Raw genomic sequence first — 21138 nt, 5'->3', positions numbered from 1 at the left:
TCTTACATCCGGGACTTCGATCGCATTCTACGATCTCGCTGCCCAGGTTTCACGGCAACTCCGCGGGCAAGATCAGCACCGGCTGGTCGGGCGCCGTGCCCGGAACGACAAAGCCATGATCACCATCAATCAAGAAATACGGGTATTTCGCCCAGAACTCATCATGGGCAGGCAGGAACGACGCGTACGAAATCCCTGCTTCGCGCAGGCGCCTATGCACGGCCGCCTGATCCAACTTCGGATCAAAGACGAAAGCAACCTGCGGGCTCCAGACCATCACCGGTCGAAACTGCGAATTCGCTAACAGCGATACGGCTAAATAACAGTCGTCGGTCAGCACCCCAGCCACCGGCAGGCCGGACTCCTCCAAGAGTCGGGCCGTGATCAGCGACTGCTTCATGAGTCCGCCTTCGTGCGATTGCCGGCTGAACATCGCGGTGCATACTTCGGACGCGTCGCGCGGATGCGCCCAAATGGCGGCGACTGCCGAGGCGCCGCACCACAGGATCGGAATCAACACGGCGCAGCGAACCAGCACCGGCCGGCGCTTTTGCCATTCGCTGACCATGGGCCCCCAGGCGCCGGCGCCAATCGCTAGTACCACCCAGGCCGGCGTGAGTACGCGCAAGCTGTAAGTAACTCCGCCTAAGGTGTACGGAATCGACCACAGCCACAGACCAATAGCGCCGAGCGCTAGCGGCCCCAGCGTGCGGCAATATTCGCGCGAGAGCGCGATACCCGTCAGCCCCGCGAACAAGACGAGCGTCGCACCAGCACGCAACTGGTCGGCGATCTGCGCCCATTTCTCGGCGGAAAAGGTCCGCAGTCCGAGACTTTCCTGATAGAAAGCCATGATCTGGGCGTGTCCCTCGTTCACAGGAAATCCGGCGATATCGATCGAGTACAAGGGATTACCGGAGCGAATCCAGTTACGCACATACCAAGGCGCCCCGATCGCGATCGCCACGGCGCAAAATGGGAACACGTATCGGCGCGTAGCTCGATCACTGACGAGCACGACGAATCCACACGCCGCCAACAGAGGACCATACTCGCGTGATATGGCCCCCAGCCCGGCGAACATGCCGGCCATCACCGCGCAACTAAGCCGTGGCTGTCGCAGCGTGGCAAAGGCAAATGCCAGTTGCCCGGCACAGGAAAGCGCCGTGTAACCCGTTTCCTGCCCGATCGCGACCCCGGTGTTAAACAGCGCCGTGCTCGCCAGGGCCGAGAGCGCTAAGAGCCCGCCTGTGACGCCGAACAAAGACCGCGCCGTGTAAAACACCAATGCCAGACAACTCGCGGCCTGCAGGGCGATCAGCACAGATGTTGTCGCGGGGCGTGGTTCTTCGACGCTAGCGTACAACCACCAATATGCACTCGATACAAGCGGCACAAAGCCGTCCGGATACGTGTAGTGCGAGAAATCGGCATCACTTACCGGTGGGTAGAACGCCAGGCTCTGCTCGGCAAGCATCTGTCGCGCCAAGGCTTCCCAGCGGAACGCCGTATCGGCACCGCTCAACGGAGATAAACTGCTGCGAACGACCATGCCGGTCAGCACCAGCAGCACGACGACCGCGACAGGCAAAGCGAGCCACCACATCGTCGTTCGTGCAACTGGCACGGCCGTGGCCGGGGTTGCGTCACCACCTTCCGCTGACCCGTATCGCGCGGCAATCAACAGCGCAAGCAGTGTCATTACGGCGAGAGCACTAAGCACGGTTACGAAGCGAACAGAGGCGCCGGTTATTGCGCAGGCAATAACAATCTCGCCCAGCAATAACGCCGAGAGCGGGAACGCCGCGGCCCAGGCATAGGGCGCCCGCAGCGCGCGAGCGAGCGCATAACCAGGCACCCCAAGGCCGAGAATTGCGATCGCGACCATTTGTATCGCAAGAATTGCCGCCAACTTCGCTGTTCAAGCGCACGCGTCCCAGTTTGGCCTGCCGAACTCAGGTCGGCGCCGGGAGATGCGCTCAGTCTCGGCTAACGAAAGCCGGTTGGCAAGCGCGCCACTGCAATTTAATCGCGTCGAAGATATCTAGAGGTTTACGTAAACCTCCGGAGAATGTCACGAAGACGTTAGTTTCTAAACCTTAGCAGCGCTACGAACAGCCGCAATTCCTGCACTTCTTCGCGAAGTTGTTCCAGCTCGAAGCGCACATTCGACAGCGGGGATTCGGCCGCCAGGTGCTTTGCCTTTTCGATCTTGACCTTGGCCAGGTCACGCTGGGCACGCAGGCGGTCGACCTCTCCCTGGCTGATCGCGCCGGACAGCCGCCGATTGGCCGCCTCGGCCTTGCTCAGAGCATCTTCGGCCAGGCGCAAATCGCCCTCGGCGCTCGATACATAAATCTGCGAGTCGTTAATGTCGTCCCCTTGCGCCAATTGCACGCGCTCGCGTGCTTTGCGCACCGCATCCTGAACGCCCTGAATGATCGTCGGCCGAATCGTGTTCGGCGCACGCCGATTCGTGTCCTCATACTTTCGCAGCGTCGCTTCCATCAAATTCAAGTAAGCCTCGGCGACGCGAATGTCGAGTTCCTTTTCCTGCTGGGCCGCCTCGGCCGGGTTCGCGATGACCGGCTTGGCATCCTGCTGCCCCCACAAAGGCGAATTCACCTGGCTCACCAACCAGCCACAAATGATGCAAACACTCGCCACGCCCCATGATCGTTTCGACATCGTTTCACCTCGAAGTTATTTCTGAAATGTTGGTTTTGAGTGGCAGCCTAAGCAGACATTTCTCGAGAGACTTCCCGCGGAAGCCCCACAAATCTGGAAGTAAATCATCAGGAACAACGGCTACTCGCGCATCCAGCGGCGCATTCGCAGCAGCATCCGCTCGACATCGCCCAGGTTAGCGTACCAATCGACCACTTCGCGCACTAGCGCCGGATTATCGGTGATCAGATTGTCGCAACCATGGTCGAGCATCCGTAAGACGGTCTCCCGATCGGACACTGTCCAGACGTGGACCTGCATGTCACGGCGATGGGCGCGTCGCACCAGGCTGGCCGTTGCGAGACGATGATGCAGACTGAGAAAACCGACCGGCAGCCGCGTCAGATCGCCTTTGCTGACCGAGAGGATGATCCCTACCGGAACGTCCGGGGCTTCGCGTCGCGCCTGTTCAAGCGGCGCAAGCTTCAACGAAGAGATGATCGCCTGCCCTGTAAAGTCGTGAGCGCGCAACTCCTTGAGCACGGCGGGCACCAGGCTCGCACCGCTGCCGTAATCCTTGATCTCCACGTTCAAGCGGATATGGCCGGCACTTGCCTCCAGGAATTGCGAGAGTGTGGGAACCACGTCATCCGTCGGCGCTCCGTTGTTTCTCAAACGCAAGTCCGCCAGGTCGGCCAGGGTGACGTCCTTCACATTGCGAAGATCCCCCGTCATGCGGCGGAGATCGCTATCATGCATCAGGATCACGTGTCCGTCGGCCGTTTGCTGCACATCGATTTCAGCGAAGTCGGCGCCGGCATCGATCGAAAGCGCCAGTGCCGACAATCCATTCTCGGGCGCCGCCTTTGGCCCGGCGCGGTGCGCCGTAACCAGCGTGGGTCGATGGTCGATGAACTCTCGCTCGAGCCACAGGGCATAGCCGATCGACAGCAGCGGCCCCGCACAAACAAGCGCGATCAAGGGCGCTCGCCCATGCCAGGCTGGCCGCGTCGCCAAGTTAGTTCGGAAATTTTGCCACGCGAGTTTTCCCGGTTCGTCGATCGACTCGCGTCCCTGTCGATACTGATACGCCAACAGGCTGGCGAGAACGATGGCGAAAACCGCCGCCAACAGTTGCAGAATTAACGTGTCGACGACCAGCACGATCGCCGTCAACCAAACCAGCGTCGTTAATCCCCATTCGAGCCTGCCGAGCGCCAGGACGTTGCTCAGGTCCAGCACCGCAACGACGAAGAGGAACACGATGTACTTCGTCAATTGCCACGCGCCAACCGCAAGCAGCAGATTTCTGATTCGCCCATGCATCAGGCGCGTGCTGGCGCGCAAGGTCGCTGCGATGGAATGCTTCTCGAGCACGCAAATCGGCACGGCCAGCGCCCAACGGGCAAAAAACCACAGGGACACCAATCCAAATCCTAGACCCAGTACGACGGCGATCGCCACGGCAGCCCAGAAACGGGGAGGCCGCTCGGCCAGGAAATAATTGATGTCGGCATCGCTCAGCAAAAACCAGTACGCGAGCGCGCCCAAACCCAGGAACGGCAACGCCGCCAACAGCGCAAACAATGTCTGCACAAGCGCCAGCAGAAACAGCCGTGGCAGCGATCGAGACAGGCAGCCAACCAGCGTCCAAGTAGGCACCGCGGTGCCTGCAAGCGCCGCGTCGGCCAAGACTATCAAGCCGGCGTATTCGAGCAGTAACAGCGCGAAGCTAATGCTCAAGAAGAGCACGAGCGCCATCACTCCCAGCGGCGACATGAGAAACGAGAACAGTTCGAAGTTGCCCAGAACCGCTTCGCCCGACAGACCGATAACGTGATACGTGCAGCTGGCCACCAGTGGGCCAAGCACCGCGGCCGAGATCAGCGACATGGCCAACTCGTACAACACGAGCGGCTTCCAGGCACGGCACAGCATCCGGACGGCGACAGGCCAACTCATTGCAAAACCCATCAGCCTGCCGCGCGCAGCGATCCGCAAAAGGAAAGTATTTAGCCGCGAATCTTTTTCAGTGCTTCGGTCGCCGCGTCGCGCACGGCCGGATCTTCGTCCTTGAGCGCACGTTCAAGCGCCGGGACGCCCCCCTTGGCCTTCGCGCCCAGATCGCCCAGTGCCGTGGCAGCCTCGATCCGGGTGACGTCGGTCTTACCGTCTTTCAATAGATCGCTCAGCACCGGGATCGCGCTGCCGGTGATCTGCGAATCGTCGGGCTGAATGTGCAGCAGCGCCTCGACGCTGATCAGGCGCAGTACTTCGTCGGTCGATTTCAAGTTTTTCTGCAATGCCTCGACCGCGCCGGTTGCCCCCGGTCCGATAGCTCCCAAGGCAATACCCGCGGCAACGCGCACGTCTTCGTCCGGATCATCGAGAGCCTTCACCAAGGCGGCGGTCGCCTCGGCCGCGGCCGGACCTACATTCGCCAAGGCAAATAGCATCTCGCGGCGCTGTGCTGGCTCGACACTGTCGAGCAATTCAACAATGACCGGCACGCCCCCCGCCGCCGCCGGCCCCATCCGGCTCAAGACGTGCAGCGCCTTATCGCGCGTGGCCGGATCGCGCAGCCGCTCGACGACGCGAGGCAAGATTGCTTCGCCCATCGAGGCCAGCGCGCCGTAAATGTTTTCCTGCACTTCGGGATCGGAATCATCGAGCGCCGCAACCAGCGGCGGCCCGACTATCTCGCGAGGTGCGTTAAGCTCAATAAGTGCCTTCGCCGCGCCGTGCCGCACGTTGGCATTCTCGCTCTTCAGCGCCGCGACGATCAGCTCGACAGCCTTGTTCACTGCCGCCTGATCGTCTGGCTTCAGCTTGGCAACCGCCCAGGCCGAAAGCATGGCCAGGAACGGATCTTTGTCGGCCTCGCTCTTTTCCAACTCCGCAATCGCGCCAGTCGCGCCAACCTTGCCCAGCGCAAAGGTGCAGGCGTATCGCACGGCGTCGGCCTTGTCGCTCAGGCCCTTCACCAGCCTGGCCTCGGCCGCCGCGGCATCGATCCCCATTTCCCCCAGCGCAAGGGCCGACTGCATGCGAACTTCCGGATCAGGATCGTCGAGTAGCCCGCCGAGCGCCGGCACGGCGCTCTTCGCCGCCGGGCCCATTTCGGCCAACACCAGCGTTGCCCAATAACGCCCCTTCGGATGCGATAACGCTTCGATCAAACCGGGAACCGCCTCGGGACCTCGCTCGGCCAGTGTCTGTAAGGCCGGCACGACCACCGACGGATCGGCATCCTCGAGCACATTCACCATCAGCGGAATGGTTACCTCGGGCCCGGGATTCAATTGCGTGATTGCGCCAATCACGGCGCGACGCACTCGTGCGTGCTTGTCGGTCACGAGCGCCGCCAGCGCATCGATCGTCGCCGTGTTTTTGTCTCCCAATGCGCCTAGTGCCCGCGCCGCGTGAGCGCGGACATCCGGGGCGTCATCCCCCAGAGTCTTAATCAATGCCGCGGTGGACAACGAAGCCTTTGGCCCGATATTCTCGAGCGCTCGAGCCGCGCGCCAACGCACGTCTTTGTTGTCGCTGGCGAGCGCCTTGATGAGCGCCGGTACGGCCGTCGCACCGGCGGCGCCGGAATCGGCCACAGCGTCGATCGAGTCGATCGCGATTTGCGGATCTTTGTTCAAGATCTCGCTGTTCGCCTTAAGCGCCGGGTCAGTCTTCTGCGCCCCACAGCCCAAGGCGGCGAGCGGCGCTAACATGCCCACGATAAAAAACCTGAATCGCATGGAAAGCATCTCGTAAAGGATCAAGGCTTGCGAGTTGATGCGGCGATTGCGGAAGATCCGCGTCGTCAGCCGGCCGGAAATTTCACGTCAAACGCCAGATTTTCGACGAACTTTTTGGCCGCTATCCAGTCGTTGGACTGGTACTCTTTGATGTTCTTCTTCAGCGCCGTCAGCAAATCCCCCGTGTAGCGCTGCACGTCGCGATACAGATTCGGAGCCAGCGAACTGGCCGCCGCCCGCTGCTCGAACAGCTTGTCCAGTTCCCTCCGCTCGGGGTCGTACTGCTTCTCACGCAGAATAATGGGCCAGTTGAGCTGACCCGTGATCGGGTCGAGTTGCGTGGACGTCAATCGATCGGGCATACCCACCCGGGCGAAGCGGGCGATTTGCTCGGGCGTCATACGCGGCCCCTGCTTCGCAGCCCGATAGGCGCGATTCTCCTGCCGCATCTGGTAGTACGACTGCGTCCACTGCACCCGGTTCTGGATGTCCATCGAGCGCGCTTGCTCGTAGTTCTGCGCGGCCATGGAATCCATCAGGTTCGCCTGCCCCGTCGAGCGTACAACGTCGGCAAAGCCGCGCTGATAGCTTTCTGCAGCCGTGGAAGCTCCATACGGCGCGAACCATTGCCCGACTGCCACGATCGGCACAAGCGCCGCCAGCGCAGCTCCGGCCCAAACGAGCCTAGACATTCGTCGTCTCCTTGAAATCTCGATCGCCGGGCGAACTCGTCGGAAACCGCGAGACAAGGCCTGGCGGGATAGAATCGCCCCGGCATTTCCCGTCGGCGGGCACCCACTGCCGCCGAGGAAGCCAGAAATATTGATCCGCCCATCTTGAGCGGTAGGCCGTCGAAAAGCAAATGAATTGCACGTCGCGCGCGGTATGACTTGCAAAACCGTTTCCGTCCGACCGGACGCGCCGTGGGAAAGCGTCCTTATGGCCGCAACGAAGGCCTCCGCACTGGTGGCCAGCCGCCCACGCTGGCTACAATGATGACCTATTTCCCGACGGATCGTTTCAACGTGTGAGGTGCCTTTCATGCGTTCCTGTTTCGCGATTTGCGCTCTCGTTTGCGCCGCGGTCCTCATGACGCAGTCGACCGATGCCAGGGCCGAGGAATCCCCGGCCGGTGCCACGGCCCCGATGTCGGCGGACGAACAAGCGATTCGCGCCGCCGGCGAAGCCTATCGCGCCGCGTTCGCCAAAGGGGACGTCGAAGCGGTGGCTGCGTTCTGGACCAAAAATGCGGACTTGGTCGACCAGTCGGGCCACGCCTACAAGGTGCAAGCCGTGCTGGAACGCGCCCGACAAACGTTAAGCGACGGCGGCAACATTCCGCAGCCGCAGCGAAAGAGCGAGACCCTGTCGATCCGCTTCATCACGCCCGACGTCGCGCTCGAAGACGGCGCGTTCGAACGCAGCGGCGCCGGGCCGGACGAATCGCACGAGGGGCGCTACACGGCCGTGTGGGTCAAGCGCGACGGCAAATGGCTGCTCGACGGCGAGCGTGAATCGCCGGTGCGTGCCGAAGTCGTCGACGATCCGTTGCCGCAGTTGGCCTGGATGGTTGGCGAATGGATCGCCACCGGCGCCGAGGAATCGGCCGATATTTCCTGCACCTGGGGGCCGAACAAGACTTACTTGCTGCGGCAAATCACGCTGAAACCCAAGAGCGGCACACCAATCTCGGCCACGCAGTGGATCGGCTGGGACCCGGTGCAGGAAAAGGTGCGCTCGTTCCTGTTCGACTCGCGCGGCGGCTTTAACGAAGGAAAATGGACGAACGAAGAGGATGCCTGGGTCGTTCACACCAAGGGCATCATGCGTGACGGTCATCGTAGCGAAGCCACGATGTTGTACAGCCGCATTGACGAAAACAACTGGACCATCGAATCCCTCGAAGACGATATCGACGGTCAGCCGGCGCCGGAAATCAATCTGCGCGTCACCCGAAAACAATTGTCGCGTTAGACCGCGCCCTGCGGGCAGATCTCTTGCGAGCAGAAAGGATCCGCGTCGTGTCCCGACAAAACGTTCTCCAACATTCGAAGTCTTCTTGGCCTTCGCGACGCACTATTGCGGCCGCGGCCCTGGCTTGCCTGCTGCTGGCATTTGCCTTGACTGGTCCTTCCGTGGCGCTGCAAGCCAAGAAGGCGCAGCCCGGCGGGAATGCAGCGCAAAGTTCGTCCCGCGCGACGAAAGAGGCGACACCCGGCAACAGCGGCGCGAAAGCGCCCGCTCCGGCGCGCCCGCGGATCGACACCCTCGCTCAGCAGCAGTTCTTGGCGACCGAGGAATGGAAAACGACGGCCAGCGATTTCGATCAGTGGCTGAATACGCAAATGTTTTACGACGAACAGCGCACCGCCGAAACCCGGGCCCGCTTTGCCGTCGGCGTCGAACGCATGTCCGCCGAGCAATTGCAAACGTTCATGGTCGGGCTGCAGAACAAACTCGAAATTCTGTACAGCACCCTGGCCCAGGATGCGGAAACGTATCTGATGGAAAAAGCGGCCGTGGCCTCGGCGGCATATATGAAACGAATCCGCGACAAGATGCCGGACGTATTAACGGCCAGTGCAGCGCAGATCAATCAGCAGTTAGTGGCCCTGGCGGCGCACCGGCAGAGCCGCCGCGATTTGCAACAGCGTTTTGACGACAGCCGGCAAGAGCGCGTGGTCGCCAACCAGGCTCGCCTGCAGCAGCGACAAGATGCGCACGTCCGCAGCGTCGAGCGGCGCGGCCGCGCTCCGGGCGTGGTCAGCTCGAAGGCGGAAAACGACTTTCAACCCGCACGCGATTATGCCCCGCATAACCGGGATCCGGGCGGCTTCGGCATCCCCGGCATGATGGGCTTCGGCGTGGGGCCCGTGGGCGTCGTGTGGTAAGGATGCAAGCCAACCGCACCACGTCAAAAGCTCAACTCAAATATTTTTGCAGGAGCCGACGATGCGATTGGAGAAACTGGCGGTCTTGTTCTGCCTGATCGGTTGCCTCACTTCACCCGCTCGAATCTGCCACGCGGACGATTCCGCGGCGGCCGGCTTTGCCAATTCGCAAATGGCCAACTGGCATCAGTGGCGCGGTCCGCTGTCCAACGGCATCGCCCCGCAAGGCGATCCTCCTACCACGTGGGACGAGAACACGAATGTCCGCTGGAAGGTAACGCCGCCAGGCGAAGGAAGTTCGACGCCGATCATCTGGGACGACAAAATCTTTCTGCTCACCGCGATCCCCACCGACCGCGAAGTGGAATTGCCAGCCGAGCCCGAGAAGCCCGTCGTTCCCTCGGTCCCCGGTGCGCCGGCGCCGCGCCGGGCCAAGCGGCCCAGCAACGTTCACCAGTTTGTCGTGTTGTGCCTCGACCGTGCGACCGGCAATACCCTCTGGCAGCATGTCGCCACCGAGCAGGTGCCGCACGAGGGTCATCATCCTGACCACGGTTATGCGTCGTTCTCGCCCACGACCGACGGCCAGCATCTGTACGTGTCGTTCGGCTCGCGTGGCATCTTCTGCTACGACCTCGGCGGGCGTCAGGTCTGGAACCGGGACCTGGGAGACATGGAAACCTATGCCAGCTTTGGCGAGGGGACGTCGCCAGTCATCCACAACGACTCGCTGATCGTCAACTGGGACCATCAGGGCGAGTCATTTCTGATCGTGCTCGACGCGCGGACCGGCGAAACGCGCTGGAAAGTCGACCGAGAACCAGTGACCAGTTGGGCCACGCCGCTGGTGGTCGAGTACGAAGGGCGCACTCAATTGATCGTCAACGGGACGAAACGGGTTCGCAGCTACGACCTGAAAACCGGCGAAGTCATCTGGGAATGCGGCGGCCAGGTTTCGGCCGCGATTCCCTGCCCGGTCACTTACGACGGACTGGTTTATTGCATGACCGGCTTTCGCGGCAGCGCGCTGTACGCGATTCCGCTCAGCGCACACGGCGATATCACGGACAGCGAACACGTCGCGTGGCACAAGCATCAAGGGACACCCTACGTGCCGTCGCCACTGCTGTATGGCGACCTGCTTTACTTCACCGGCTCAAACGCCGCGATCCTTTCCTGCCTCGACGCCAAGACTGGCGACGAGGTCTTCGAGCGGCAGCGCCTGCAAGGATTGAAGAACATCTACGCCTCGCCCGTCGGCGCCGCCGAGCGGATCTATATCGCCGGCCGCGACGGCGTCGTGATGGTGCTCAAGCATGGACGACAGTTGGAAGTGCTAACCACCAACACACTCGAGGACGGCTTCGACGCCTCGCCCGCCATCGTCGGCCGCCAACTCTTCCTGCGCGGCAAGATGAATCTGTATTGCCTCGAAGCGAAGTAGAGGGCTGGCAGGAAGATTGCACCGCAATGACGCAGCCTCGGTATCAAGTTTTTGTCAGTTCGACATTTCGTGATCTTCAAGAGGAGCGGCAGGCAGTTCTCGACTCAGTTCTGCGGCTCAATCATTTCCCCGCTGGAATGGAAGTATTCCCCGCATCGGACGCGACACCGTGGGCCATCATCGAACGCGTAATTCGCGAGTCTGACTATTACCTTCTGATAATCGGCGGAAAGTATGGCTCGGTTGATGCAGACGGGATTAGCTACACCGAAAAGGAGTATGACTACGCCGTTTCGATTGGAAAACCAGTACTCGCATTCCTTCACGCCGATCCCGATAACATTCCCGTCGGGAAATCGGAGCTATATGAGAACGCTCGCGATCGATTGGTCAAGTTTCGACAGAAAGTCGAGCAACACCACTGTAAGTACTGGAGAACGACTGAAGAGTTGAAAATGCACGCCATCGTCGGCTTGACCGCAGAGATCGCCGAGAACCCGGGAGTTGGATGGGTCCGAGCCGACGGAGTCGATAACCAGGACCTTCTTAAGCGCTTAGCGGATCTGCAGCTGCGATTTGACAATATGGCAGCTGAGAATGCTCGACTCCAACAGTCACTACAAAATACGGACGACGCTATACGCGGCCTCTCCACAGGACAAGACATCGTCGATGTCGAGTTAGTCGTGAATCAAGGCGAAAATAATGCCGTTGACACGACCGTATCCCCGACGTGGGACGCATTATTCTTTGGTATCGCTAAGGATATTTTTACGCCATGCAGCGAAGCGCGCATCCGCAATTTACTGACCAATGTCGCGAAGGGAGAATTTAGCGAACTCACATCAACCATGAATTCGTCAACATACCATCTCACCGACGCGAGCTTCGAGAAAATAAAATTGCAGTTTCTTGCATTTGAATTTGTTGAGTTGCAGGCGGAGGAACGCCAAATTACGCCGAACTATCGCCAGAGATATACCACTTGGCTCATAACGCCAAGAGGTCGGCGCCATTTTTTACGAAGCAGTGCTGTACGCAACGACAATAGCCTTGACCACGACGAATGATTTGTTCGCAAATCGGCAAATGCCACTTATGTTCGCACGGCATCGCAGCCATATCGAGCATCAAACATGCGGACTTCGTGTACTATTTAAACCTCCTACTCGTGCGTCCCGACGATCGTTTGATCGAAATCGATGATCGAGCCGGTCATCAAGCCCGCGCGGTCCGAAAGCAAGAAGGCCGTCACCTGGGCAACCTCGGGCGCTTTCAGCAGCCGGCCAAACGGCTGCCTTGCCTCGGCATGTTCGAGCCAATCGCTCTCCGCGTTGTGAAAATTCTTCTGGATCGCGTGCTCGCCCGGCGTGTCCATCCAGCCGATGTTCAGACCATTGACGCGAATGCGCTGTTTCACCACTGATAAGGCGACGTTTTTCGTTAACGTGGCAAGCGCTCCCTTGGATACTGAATAAGGGCACAAGAAGGGCTGCCCGCCGTGGCTCGACATGCTGATGATGTTCACGACCGAGCCCTGGATGCCGGTCTCGATCATCAATTTCAACGATTCCTGCATCAAGAAGAACGGTGCCCGTACGTTGACGGCCATGATGCGATCGTACAACTCGGGCGAAGAATCGAGAATCGTACCGCGATCGGTAATCGCGGCGCTATTCACCAGATAATCGACATGGCCGAAAGTTCTTCGCGCCGCCGCGACCACGGCGTGGCAATCGTCGACCTTACCCAGATCGGCCCGCACGAATTCGGTGCGGCAGCCGGCCTTTGTCCATTCGCTGGCCAATCGGGTACCATTGGCCTCGTTGCGTCCACAGATCACGAGTCCTCCAATCATCTGCTCGGTGATCAATCGCCGGGCGACCGCCTCGCCCAGTCCTTGCGTGCTGCCCGTGACAATTGCAACTTTGTCTGCATGCGTAGTCATGGTTCGAGGCGTTCCTGCTGCCGAAGCCTAGTTTCGAAAACAAATCCTTGGGCCACTGCCGGTCGGCGCAGCATTATGGCAATCACGGAGTGCAAGGAGTATAGCGGCGCGAACCCGCCGAGTTCAGCGCGTGACGATCGCCCGGGTGTTGATCGCACGATGCGCGGCGGCGCAACGACGTCGGATAGAAGCGCGTGGCTACTACGTGCGGCGTGCGGCGGCCAGTGCGTCCAGCAAATCGTCGTCCAGTAACGAAGCGTGAACGTCTGTCAGACCGTCGACGTCAAACGCCGTTTGGTCAAATCGGGCTAGCTTCACCGTGCCAAAATCAACCAGCCTGGTCGCCACTTCGGTTGGCGTGACCGTTGTTGCGGTGCTAATTGTCCGACCGGCAGAACCTACGACTCCCGTAGACTTCGAAGAGCCCGTTCCTAAGACGGCGCTTAAAGTCGAAACAATGATTGCCGATTGATTGGCCACGCCAGTCGCCCCAAAGGGCGCCGACGGCTGTAAAGGCCCCCACGCGGTCACGGCGGCCTTCACCGTTGCGGCGGACACGACTCCGCCAAGTTCCACGGTAGGCGTCACGACACTTCCGCCCACGGCAGGCGCGGCAACTTTGCTATCCACCGTGGGAATCGCGATCTGTTGCTGAGAATTCGCCTGCAGTCCGCCGACAGGCAGCGTGGCCAGCCACTGCGACGAAATCAGCGCCAGATCTTGCCCGTTGACGATGCCGTCGGCATTGACATCGCCCGAACGACCCGCGGTAAGCCATCCTGACGACGCGAGCGCCAGGTCCTGCCCGTTCACGATGCCATCGCCGTTGGCGTCAGCTGGCAAAACGTGAATGGCAAAATTAAAATCACCCCCCGCGGTGCCATTGCCCGAGGGGAAGGCCGTGACACCATTGGTCCACTCGCCGTCTAGCGGACTGCCGGCGATATCCTGTACGGCGTTTGCGCCACTCGATGAGAGGTTTAAGTTCACACGATTAGCGCCTAGCGGATTGGCCAGCGTCCAGGTCGCGGTGAACGTATTAGGGTCGTAACTGAAACCCGTCGTGGGAACCGTTCCGCTCAGCCCGGCGACGCTCAGACTCGCCTGCGAAACGATCACCCCTTTACTAAAGGTGACCAGTATCTCGTTGACATTTCCCCAAGGCAGGGCATTCAATTGCTTCCCGCCAGTGGGAATGGCGTACCCAGCTCCGCTTCCTTCGCCGACACCGGCCAACTGAGTGAGAAAGCTGCCTGTCCAGCTCGTACCCGCCACGTAAACATGCGTGACGGTGGGTGCCACATCCTGAGTTGCGCTGGGCGCGACATTGAACGCCGCGGTCGTCGCCGATGCCAGCCCGGTGGCGCTGATGCTCAGTTTATATCCGACGCCAGCGGCGGAGATCAAAAGGTTATTAAACAGCGCTACGCCGTTAACGGCGTTCACTGTCAATGTGCCTGCGAGGACTCCTCCGCCGGGATTGGTCGAAATCGAAACAGTCAGCGGTCCGTTGTAAGTCGGATCCGTGTTGCCGTTGCTGTTCTCGGCTTCGACTTTCAGCGTAAACGGAACACCAGCGTGTATGCCTGCGGGCGGTTGCGTGAGTACGGCCACGTGATTGGCCGGGGTGTCGGTCGTTACCGTACCGCTCTGTACATAGATGCCGCTCCCCTGCGCGATGCCCGCCGGGCCTATGACCCCGACGTTTCCTGCAGCGCCATTAGCGCCCGTCGTACCTGGCACGCCGGCAATGGCGTCAGTTCCGTTGGCCGCGCGCGTGCCCTGAGCTGGCCGCACACCACGTCCGCCGATGCCTCCGATGCCGCCATGTCCACCGGCGCCGGCATTTCCCCCGGCGCCTCCTGAACCTGCGGCTCCCTTGACGCCGATCACTCCGCCGCTCGCGGCAACTTGGCTGCCTGCGTATGTGGTACCCAATCCCAAATGCAGGCTGCCGCCGCCGACAAAGATGCTGCCTCCGAGCGCGTTGCCTCCCGCGCCCGAGATGCCCGACGATCCGCCGTTGCCTCCTGCCGCACCATTTCCGCCATTACCGCCGAGGGCGCCATTACCTCCGGCGCCGCCACTCCCCACCAAATTCCCGTTCCGGGTCGTTCCGGCATCGCCGCCGGCCCCTCCCGATCCTCCCGCGCCGCCAGCGCCGCCATGACCTGCGGCGCCTGCAGCGCCGCCATTGCCGGCCGGTCCCCCAGCGCCACCGTATTCACTATTCGTCACTAGCACGACGGCATCCAGTTCCAGCGAACCGGCAATGATCGCCACACCCGCCCCGAATGCGCTGTTCCCCGCCCCGCCGGCGCCGCCATTGCCACCGTTGCCCCCTGCTCCAGCAGCGCCGCCACGTCGCCCGAGACCGCCCGCGGCGCCGAGGCCACCGTTTTGATTCAGGGCCGGGTTGTTGTAGACCAGGCCGCCACTTCCTCCCGATCCGCCGAAACCACCGCGGCCGCCGTTGCCGCCGTTGCCGCCATGTCCGCCTGCTCCGCCAGCGCCGCCCACGCCACCGATGCCGCCGGCGGCCTGATTCGCCGTGATCGCAACACTGGTGATCGTGACGGTTCCGCCTGCCACAAACAGACCGCCGCCCGCTGCGGTGCCCGCGTTGCCTCCCAGGCCGCCATTGCCAGCCGAGGCACCGCGCGCACCATTGGCGCCGACCCCGCCATTGCCGGCCGCAGCGCCGTTACCACCTACCGCTGCGCCGTGCGTAGCAACGCCGCCGCCGTCTCCGCCAGCGCCGCCGCGCCCGCCTGCCGCACCGTTGCCGCCATTGCCGCCAGAGCCGCCGCCACCTCCAGCGCCGCCCGGTCCGCCGCGACCACCCCAAGCGTAGTTCGCTTGAATCGCGCCGGTTTGCATCGTCACGGTGCCCCCGGCGACGTATACCGCGCCGCCGGCAGCGCCGCCGCCGTCGCCGCCGAAACCGCCATTCCCTCCCACGGCCCCGACGCCACCAATCGCTCCCGCGCCGCCGTTGGCGCCTGCTGCCCCGCTGCCGCCGTTGCCGGCCGCGTTTGCGCCGATATTCGGTCCGCCACGGCCGCCGTTACCGCCGCGACCGCCGAGTCCTCCGGCGCCGCCGTCACCGCCGTCAAGTTTGGTTCCCTTACCGCCCGCACCTCCGGCGCCGCCATTACCGCCGAATACGGCGTCGGCTTGAAACGTCGTGTTCTGTATGACGAGTTGACCACCGGCGACAAAGACGGCGCCCCCCTTGGCATCGCCACCATCGCCGCCAAGACCTCCACGGCCGGCGTTCGCAAAGGCGTTCGAGCCGCGCGTACCGTTCTTGCCCGCCGTGCCAGGCAGGCCGTTCTGCCCGCGCTGACCGTTGCCGCCGGCGATCGCGCCGTTTGAGCCGTTCAGTCCCGGGTTACCCGGCAAACCATTGGCGGCCGAAGGTCCCGTGATAACTCCGTTCCCCCCTTTACCACCGAGCCCCGCGTAAGCGGCGGCGTTAACGACGCTCGAATTAATGAGGTTCAACGAACCGGCGTTCAGGTAGATCGCGCCGCCGCTGGCGTTGCGGCCTGTGCCGCCCGTGCCGCCGATGAATCCCGCAGCGCCCGATGATCCGTTGACGCCATTGGCCCGATCGCTTTTGAAGGCCACGTCGCTGACCGTAACCGCGCCACCGTCGACCAGCAGACCGCCGCCGATGGCGTCGTTTCCGCCGAAAAGGCTGCCATTGGTCGCGTTCCCATGCGCGATCGTCAGGTGGTCGATGCTCACACTAATCGAGGCGTTCGTGGCGCTTACGACTTCGAAGACACGCGTGACATTCGCACCGTCGATGGTCGTCGCCGATTGACTAGCGCCGACGATCGCCAGCGTCTTGCCGGCGATCGCGCTGTTCTGATCCTGGACGAGCAGTTCGCCGCTCGAGGAACTAAGGGCGTACGTCCCGGCGGCCAAGTTGATCGTGTTGGATGTATCGCCGTTAGTGTTCGCCGCGTTAACCGCGGCAAGCAAACCCGCGACGTCGCTGGCATTGAACACGGCGAGCAGACGGCGTGCTTCGAGCGGCTCGAAGTGCAGGCGGGAAGTCGTGTCGCACCGATCGTGACGTCGACGGTCCAAGCGGCGGGAGATGAAGCGGCGGATTCGCTGGGGAAGCGGCATGAACAGGGGCACTCGCGGCTGGAGAGCTAACTCAACTCAGGAGCGTGTGCGGCTGACGACGCAATCGGGGGCAGCGATGCCGGCCAGGCGCAACTCGTGCTGCGATAGTACGTGGCAGCCGAACCGAATGCAAGAAATAAGGAGTTGCCCGCGCCGATGCTGGCAGATGCACATCATCGGAACTGGTCTGCGTGCGCCGCACGGAACGCGCACTAGCGCCGTCCGTAAGGTCGCGCGGATGCCAATTGGGCAACCAGCGGCTCATCAATCCAGCGACTTTCGAGTTCACCGAGAGAACCGAAATCGATGACGGATTTGCGTCCGATCCCGGGCGCATTCGGGGGGGTCAGCGCTGACAACCAATTGGTAGCGTTGTTAAATCCCTTGTGTAATCGCTCGTTACGAACTTCATTAGCAGTCGTGTTTCCGAATGCAGCAACGGTGGAAATAGACGTCGCCACTCTGTCGAAATCGACCGAAGTCGCCCCGACCATAGACGCCCTGGGTCCAAGCAAGAATGCCGGCGGCACCGCGGCGCTGACGATCACGGAGTTAGTTTGCGTCGTCAGCGCCATTGCGGTGGCTTGGCTACCCCCCGCTGGTAAAGTTGCCAGCCACTGCGATGAAACCAGGGCCAGATCCTGCCCATTGATAATGCCGTCGGCGTTAACGTCGCCAGTAAGGCTCGAGCTTAACCAGCCCGAAGATACCAGCGCCAGATCCTGGCCATTGATAATGCCATCTCGATTGGCATCTCCCGGCAGCGTGCGGAACGCGAAATTGAAATCGCCGCCGGCCGTTCCATTCCCCGAGGGGTAGGTGCTGGTGCCGCTGGTCCACTCGCCGTCGAGCGCATTGCCGGCCGCATCCTTAACGGCGCTTGCGCCCGTGGAGTGCAAAACGAGATTTAACTTGTCGGCGCCGATCGGCTGCGCCAAGGTCCACGTCGCCGTAAAGGTCGACGCGTTATAGCTGAAGCCACTGGTCGCATACGTTCCCCCCAAGCCCGTCAGCGTCAGGCTTGCTTGCGTGACAGTGACTCCTTCGCTAAACGCAATCTGAATCTGGTTGATGCCGCTCCAAGGTAGCGTGTTCAATTCTGCCGGACCGCTCGGCATGTTGTAGCCGACACCGCTTCCCTGGCCGGCAAGCACCAGAGCGTTGCGATAGCTGCTCGTCCATCCGGTGCCGCCAACCACGACTTGAATCACCTTGGGCGGGATGTTCGTCGCACCCGTTACGTTAAACACGCTGCTTGTCGTTGTCGTCAATCCCGCGCCGGCGACATGCAGCGCGTAACCGGTGCCCGGCTTGAACAATTCGAGATTCGTAAATGTCGCCACACCATGCACGGCAGTAAGCGCAAGCGTGCCGGCGAGCGCACCGCCCCCTGGATTATTGCCAAGCGACACAGTGATCAGACCGTTGTAGGTAGGATCGACATCGCCGTTTGCGTCCAAGGCGTCGACCTCGATCGAGAACGGCGTCACGACCGCCACGCTCGTCGGCGGTTGAACGACCACGGCCGTGTGCGTCGCCGGCATGGCCGTGGTCACGGTGCCACTCGCAACGTAAATGCCGCTTCCCTTCGCAACGCCGATGGGTCCGAATTGACCAAAGCCGCCGCTGGTGCCATTACCACCGGCGACGCCTGCTCCGCCACTCGCGCCCCCTGCGCCATTCGCGCCAACATGTGTGAGTCCTGCGCCGCCATGTCCGCCAGCGCCCCCTGGACCCGCGCTGCCGCCCAATCCGCCAGCTCCGGCCAGCCCGACGTTGCCGCCACTCGCACCTCCGCCAGCGAGGACGGTACCGGGGTAAGTCGTCCCCGCGCCGAGCCTGAGACTCGCGCCATTGAGGAACAGGCTGCCCCCTTCGGCGTCCCCGCCGCCGCCGCCGTTTCCGCCAACTCCACCATTTCCCCCTGCGCCTCCCGCACCGCCATTCCCACCTTTGCCCCCGGCGCCGGCATCGCCGCCGGTGGGCAACAATTGCAGTTGGGCGTTCGCGCCGGCGGAACCACCATCGCCGCCCGCGCCCCCTTGTCCGCCTTGGCCTCCGGCGCCGCCGCCACCGCCAAAGCCTCCTTCGCCGCCGGGCGAGCCGGTCGCGCCGTACGCGGCATTGCTCGACATCAATACGGCCGTCAGCGTCGCGCTACCTCCATTGAGTGATATGCCACCGCCGAACGCGTCACCGCCGTTCCCGCCAACGCCACCAACTCCGGCGTTGCCGCCACGCGCGCCTGCCGCGCCGTTAGCGCCCACCGCACCAGCGCCGCCTTTGCCTCCAACGCCGCCCACAACGCCGACGGCATTATTTGCGCCCGCGCCACCACGCCCGCCTCCGCCGCCATCTCCACCGATTCCGCCACTCCCTCCTGCACCGCCGGTTCCGCCATTGCCCCCGACACCGGCGTTGCCGCCATAAGCAGCATTCGAACTGACAGTCGAACTCGAGACGGAGAGCGATCCAGCCGACAGATACACACCCGCACCAGCGCCGGTGCCGCCATTGCCTCCTGCACCGCCGACACCGCCCTTGCCTCCGATGCCTGCGGCGGCACCAAGCCCTGCGGCTGCGCCGGCGTGCCCTAGTCCACCGCTCCCGACATTCGTACCGAGATCTCCGCCGCCACGACCGCCAGAACCGCCCCGGCCACCATTGCCTCCGGCGCCGCCATCACCGCCGTTGCCGCCGCGACCGGCATCCCCGCCCCGGCCGCCGGCGCCACCGACCGCTTGATTCGTGGTCAACGTCGCGGTCTGCGCAACGACGGTGCCCGACGCCACGAACAGGGCTCCGCCGTATCCATTGCCCCCAGCGCCTCCGACTCCACCATCGGCGCCCACGGCTCCATTGCCGCCGATAGCACCGTTCGCTCCCGCGCCGCCAGCGCCGCCGTCTCCGCCGCCACCGCCGCCGTGCAGTGCGACGCCGCCGCCGATTGCTGGTCCACCGCGTCCGCCGACGCCGCCGATACCTCCCGCGCCACCAGTGCCGCCGAAGCCACCGATGAGCGCGCGCCCGGCGCCCCCCACGCCTGCGGCCCCGCCGGTTCCACCGTAGGCTGAGTTGCTCAAAAGCGTTGTATCACTCAACGTGAGCTGTCCGGCGGCAACATAGATCGCGCCCCCGGAACCATCGCCCCCTTGGCCACCGTTGCCGCCGCGCCCCGCATGGGCATTGGCATTCGAGCCGTTGCCGCCGACGTGCCCCGCGCCGCCGACGCCTCCTGCGCCCCCTTTAGCGCCGGGCGTGGCGGGAGTAGTACCTGCTGCACCGGCGCCGCCCGTGGCGCCATGCGCTCCGTGAGGCGACGAGGTATTTGCCGCGTTGCCTCCAGCGCCGCCGACACCTCCGACGCCGCCGAAGGCATAGTTGTTGTTAAAGCTGCTGTGCAGGATGCTCAACGATCCTGCCGCGAGATAGAGCGCGCCGCCGCTGGCGCGTCCTCCGGCACCGCCGACATTCCCTACCGCGCCAATCCCGCCTGCGCCCCCCACCGCGCCGGTCGTACCCCAGGCGTGATTGCTATTCAGGCTGACATGGCTAAGGGTGACCTGTCCGCCATCAACGAGTAGCCCGCCCCCCAGCGCCGCCGTGCCGGCCACGGCGCCTGCGGTAAAGGCATTCCCTCCTTGGACCGTCAGATTCTTGAGCGTCACGGCGACGCCCGCCGTTGGCGCACTGATAATCTGCAAGATGCGATCATTCCACGAATCGCCACCGCTGATGATCGTGGTCGATTGCCCGGCCCCGGCCAGGATAAACGTTTTCGTCGCCGACCCGGCGTTTTGAATCAGCAGGTTGCCGTCCGCGCTGTCGGTGAGCGCGTAGGTGCCGGCCGCCAGGTTGATCGTGTTCGAGGTATCGGCGTTGGCGTCAGCCTGCACAAGCGCCGCGCGAAGACTGCCGGCCGCGCCATCGGCGACGCCCGGCGTCACGTTGAAGACCGCGAGCAGACGTCGACTCTCGAGCGGTTCGACGCACAGTTTACGTAGCGCTACTCGACGGGGCAAAGGACGACGCGAAGCCGATTGGTTTTCACGAGCCCAGGGCATAATTCGACAATCGCAGAGTAATGTTTCGCGGCCCCCGTGAAACAAATGCCTCGCCTGGCCATCTCAGCTTCCTTCTCGCAGTCGTCAAGGATCGGCGGCATGCCATCGCCGCCCGGTCCGATCCTAGGTGGGAAATCACATCGCGCCAAGAAAAATGAGCGAGACGCCGGTCACGTTCGAATCAAGTGCTCTAAGGCAGGGTCGATTCCAGGTCGCCTGCGCTGCCTTC

General features: G+C 62.7%; 12 protein-coding genes. 4 read left to right on the top strand and 8 right to left on the bottom strand.

What is annotated here, in order from left to right; translation table 11 throughout:
* Nucleotides 1-49 precede the first annotated feature (49 nt).
* From VGN12_03050 to VGN12_03030, 5 genes are all read right to left on the bottom strand, one after another.
* Nucleotides 50-1888, bottom strand: a complete 1839-nt coding sequence (locus tag VGN12_03050; protein ID HEY4308408.1) for a glycosyltransferase family 39 protein — start codon at nucleotides 1886-1888, stop codon at nucleotides 50-52.
* Nucleotides 1889-2085: 197 nt separating this feature from the next.
* Entirely contained in the window at nucleotides 2086-2688 is a 603-nt protein-coding gene (locus VGN12_03045; GenBank protein HEY4308407.1) for a hypothetical protein, read from the bottom strand.
* A gap of 120 nt (nucleotides 2689-2808) precedes the next feature.
* Nucleotides 2809-4629: a glycerophosphodiester phosphodiesterase family protein gene (locus VGN12_03040; protein ID HEY4308406.1), complete on the bottom strand. Its 1821-nt coding sequence runs from the start codon at nucleotides 4627-4629 to the stop codon at nucleotides 2809-2811.
* 50 nt (nucleotides 4630-4679) lie between these two features.
* Nucleotides 4680-6419, bottom strand: a complete 1740-nt coding sequence (locus VGN12_03035) for a HEAT repeat domain-containing protein (protein ID HEY4308405.1) — start codon at nucleotides 6417-6419, stop codon at nucleotides 4680-4682.
* Nucleotides 6420-6484: 65 nt separating this feature from the next.
* The gene (locus VGN12_03030) at nucleotides 6485-7111 is read right to left on the bottom strand and encodes a hypothetical protein (protein HEY4308404.1); all 627 of its coding nucleotides are present in this window, start codon (nucleotides 7109-7111) and stop codon (nucleotides 6485-6487) included.
* A gap of 349 nt (nucleotides 7112-7460) precedes the next feature.
* Between VGN12_03030 and VGN12_03025 the strand changes: the two genes are divergently transcribed.
* The 4 genes from VGN12_03025 (at nucleotide 7461) to VGN12_03010 (ending at nucleotide 11824) form a co-directional block, all read left to right on the top strand.
* Nucleotides 7461-8393, top strand: coding sequence for a nuclear transport factor 2 family protein (locus tag VGN12_03025; protein HEY4308403.1), 933 nt, complete (start codon nucleotides 7461-7463; stop codon nucleotides 8391-8393).
* A gap of 47 nt (nucleotides 8394-8440) precedes the next feature.
* A complete protein-coding gene (locus VGN12_03020; GenBank protein ID HEY4308402.1) occupies nucleotides 8441-9310 on the top strand; it encodes a hypothetical protein in 870 nt (289 codons plus the stop codon).
* Nucleotides 9311-9371: 61 nt separating this feature from the next.
* Nucleotides 9372-10754 (top strand): PQQ-binding-like beta-propeller repeat protein, encoded by a 1383-nt coding sequence (locus VGN12_03015; protein ID HEY4308401.1) that lies wholly within the window; start codon nucleotides 9372-9374, stop codon nucleotides 10752-10754.
* A gap of 26 nt (nucleotides 10755-10780) precedes the next feature.
* The gene (locus VGN12_03010; protein ID HEY4308400.1) at nucleotides 10781-11824 is read left to right on the top strand and encodes a DUF4062 domain-containing protein; all 1044 of its coding nucleotides are present in this window, start codon (nucleotides 10781-10783) and stop codon (nucleotides 11822-11824) included.
* A 95-nt stretch (nucleotides 11825-11919) separates the two neighbouring features.
* Here the strand turns inward: VGN12_03010 and VGN12_03005 are convergent, their stop codons facing one another.
* The 3 genes from VGN12_03005 to VGN12_02995 all read right to left on the bottom strand — a co-directional run bounded on the left by VGN12_03005 (nucleotide 11920) and on the right by VGN12_02995 (nucleotide 20867).
* On the bottom strand, nucleotides 11920-12702 hold the full coding sequence (locus tag VGN12_03005) for an SDR family oxidoreductase (GenBank protein HEY4308399.1): 783 nt from the start codon (nucleotides 12700-12702) through the stop codon (nucleotides 11920-11922).
* 201 nt (nucleotides 12703-12903) lie between these two features.
* The gene (locus VGN12_03000) at nucleotides 12904-16845 is read right to left on the bottom strand and encodes a hypothetical protein (GenBank protein HEY4308398.1); all 3942 of its coding nucleotides are present in this window, start codon (nucleotides 16843-16845) and stop codon (nucleotides 12904-12906) included.
* A gap of 212 nt (nucleotides 16846-17057) precedes the next feature.
* On the bottom strand, nucleotides 17058-20867 hold the full coding sequence (locus VGN12_02995; protein HEY4308397.1) for a dockerin type I domain-containing protein: 3810 nt from the start codon (nucleotides 20865-20867) through the stop codon (nucleotides 17058-17060).
* Between the last annotated feature and the right edge of the window lie 271 nt (nucleotides 20868-21138).

It is taken from the genome of Pirellulales bacterium, from assembly GCA_036499395.1.
Taxonomy (GTDB): domain Bacteria; phylum Planctomycetota; class Planctomycetia; order Pirellulales; family JACPPG01; genus JACPPG01.
The sequence above is the reverse complement of the archived record's forward strand: the minus strand, read 5'-3'. Positions and strand labels throughout refer to the sequence as shown.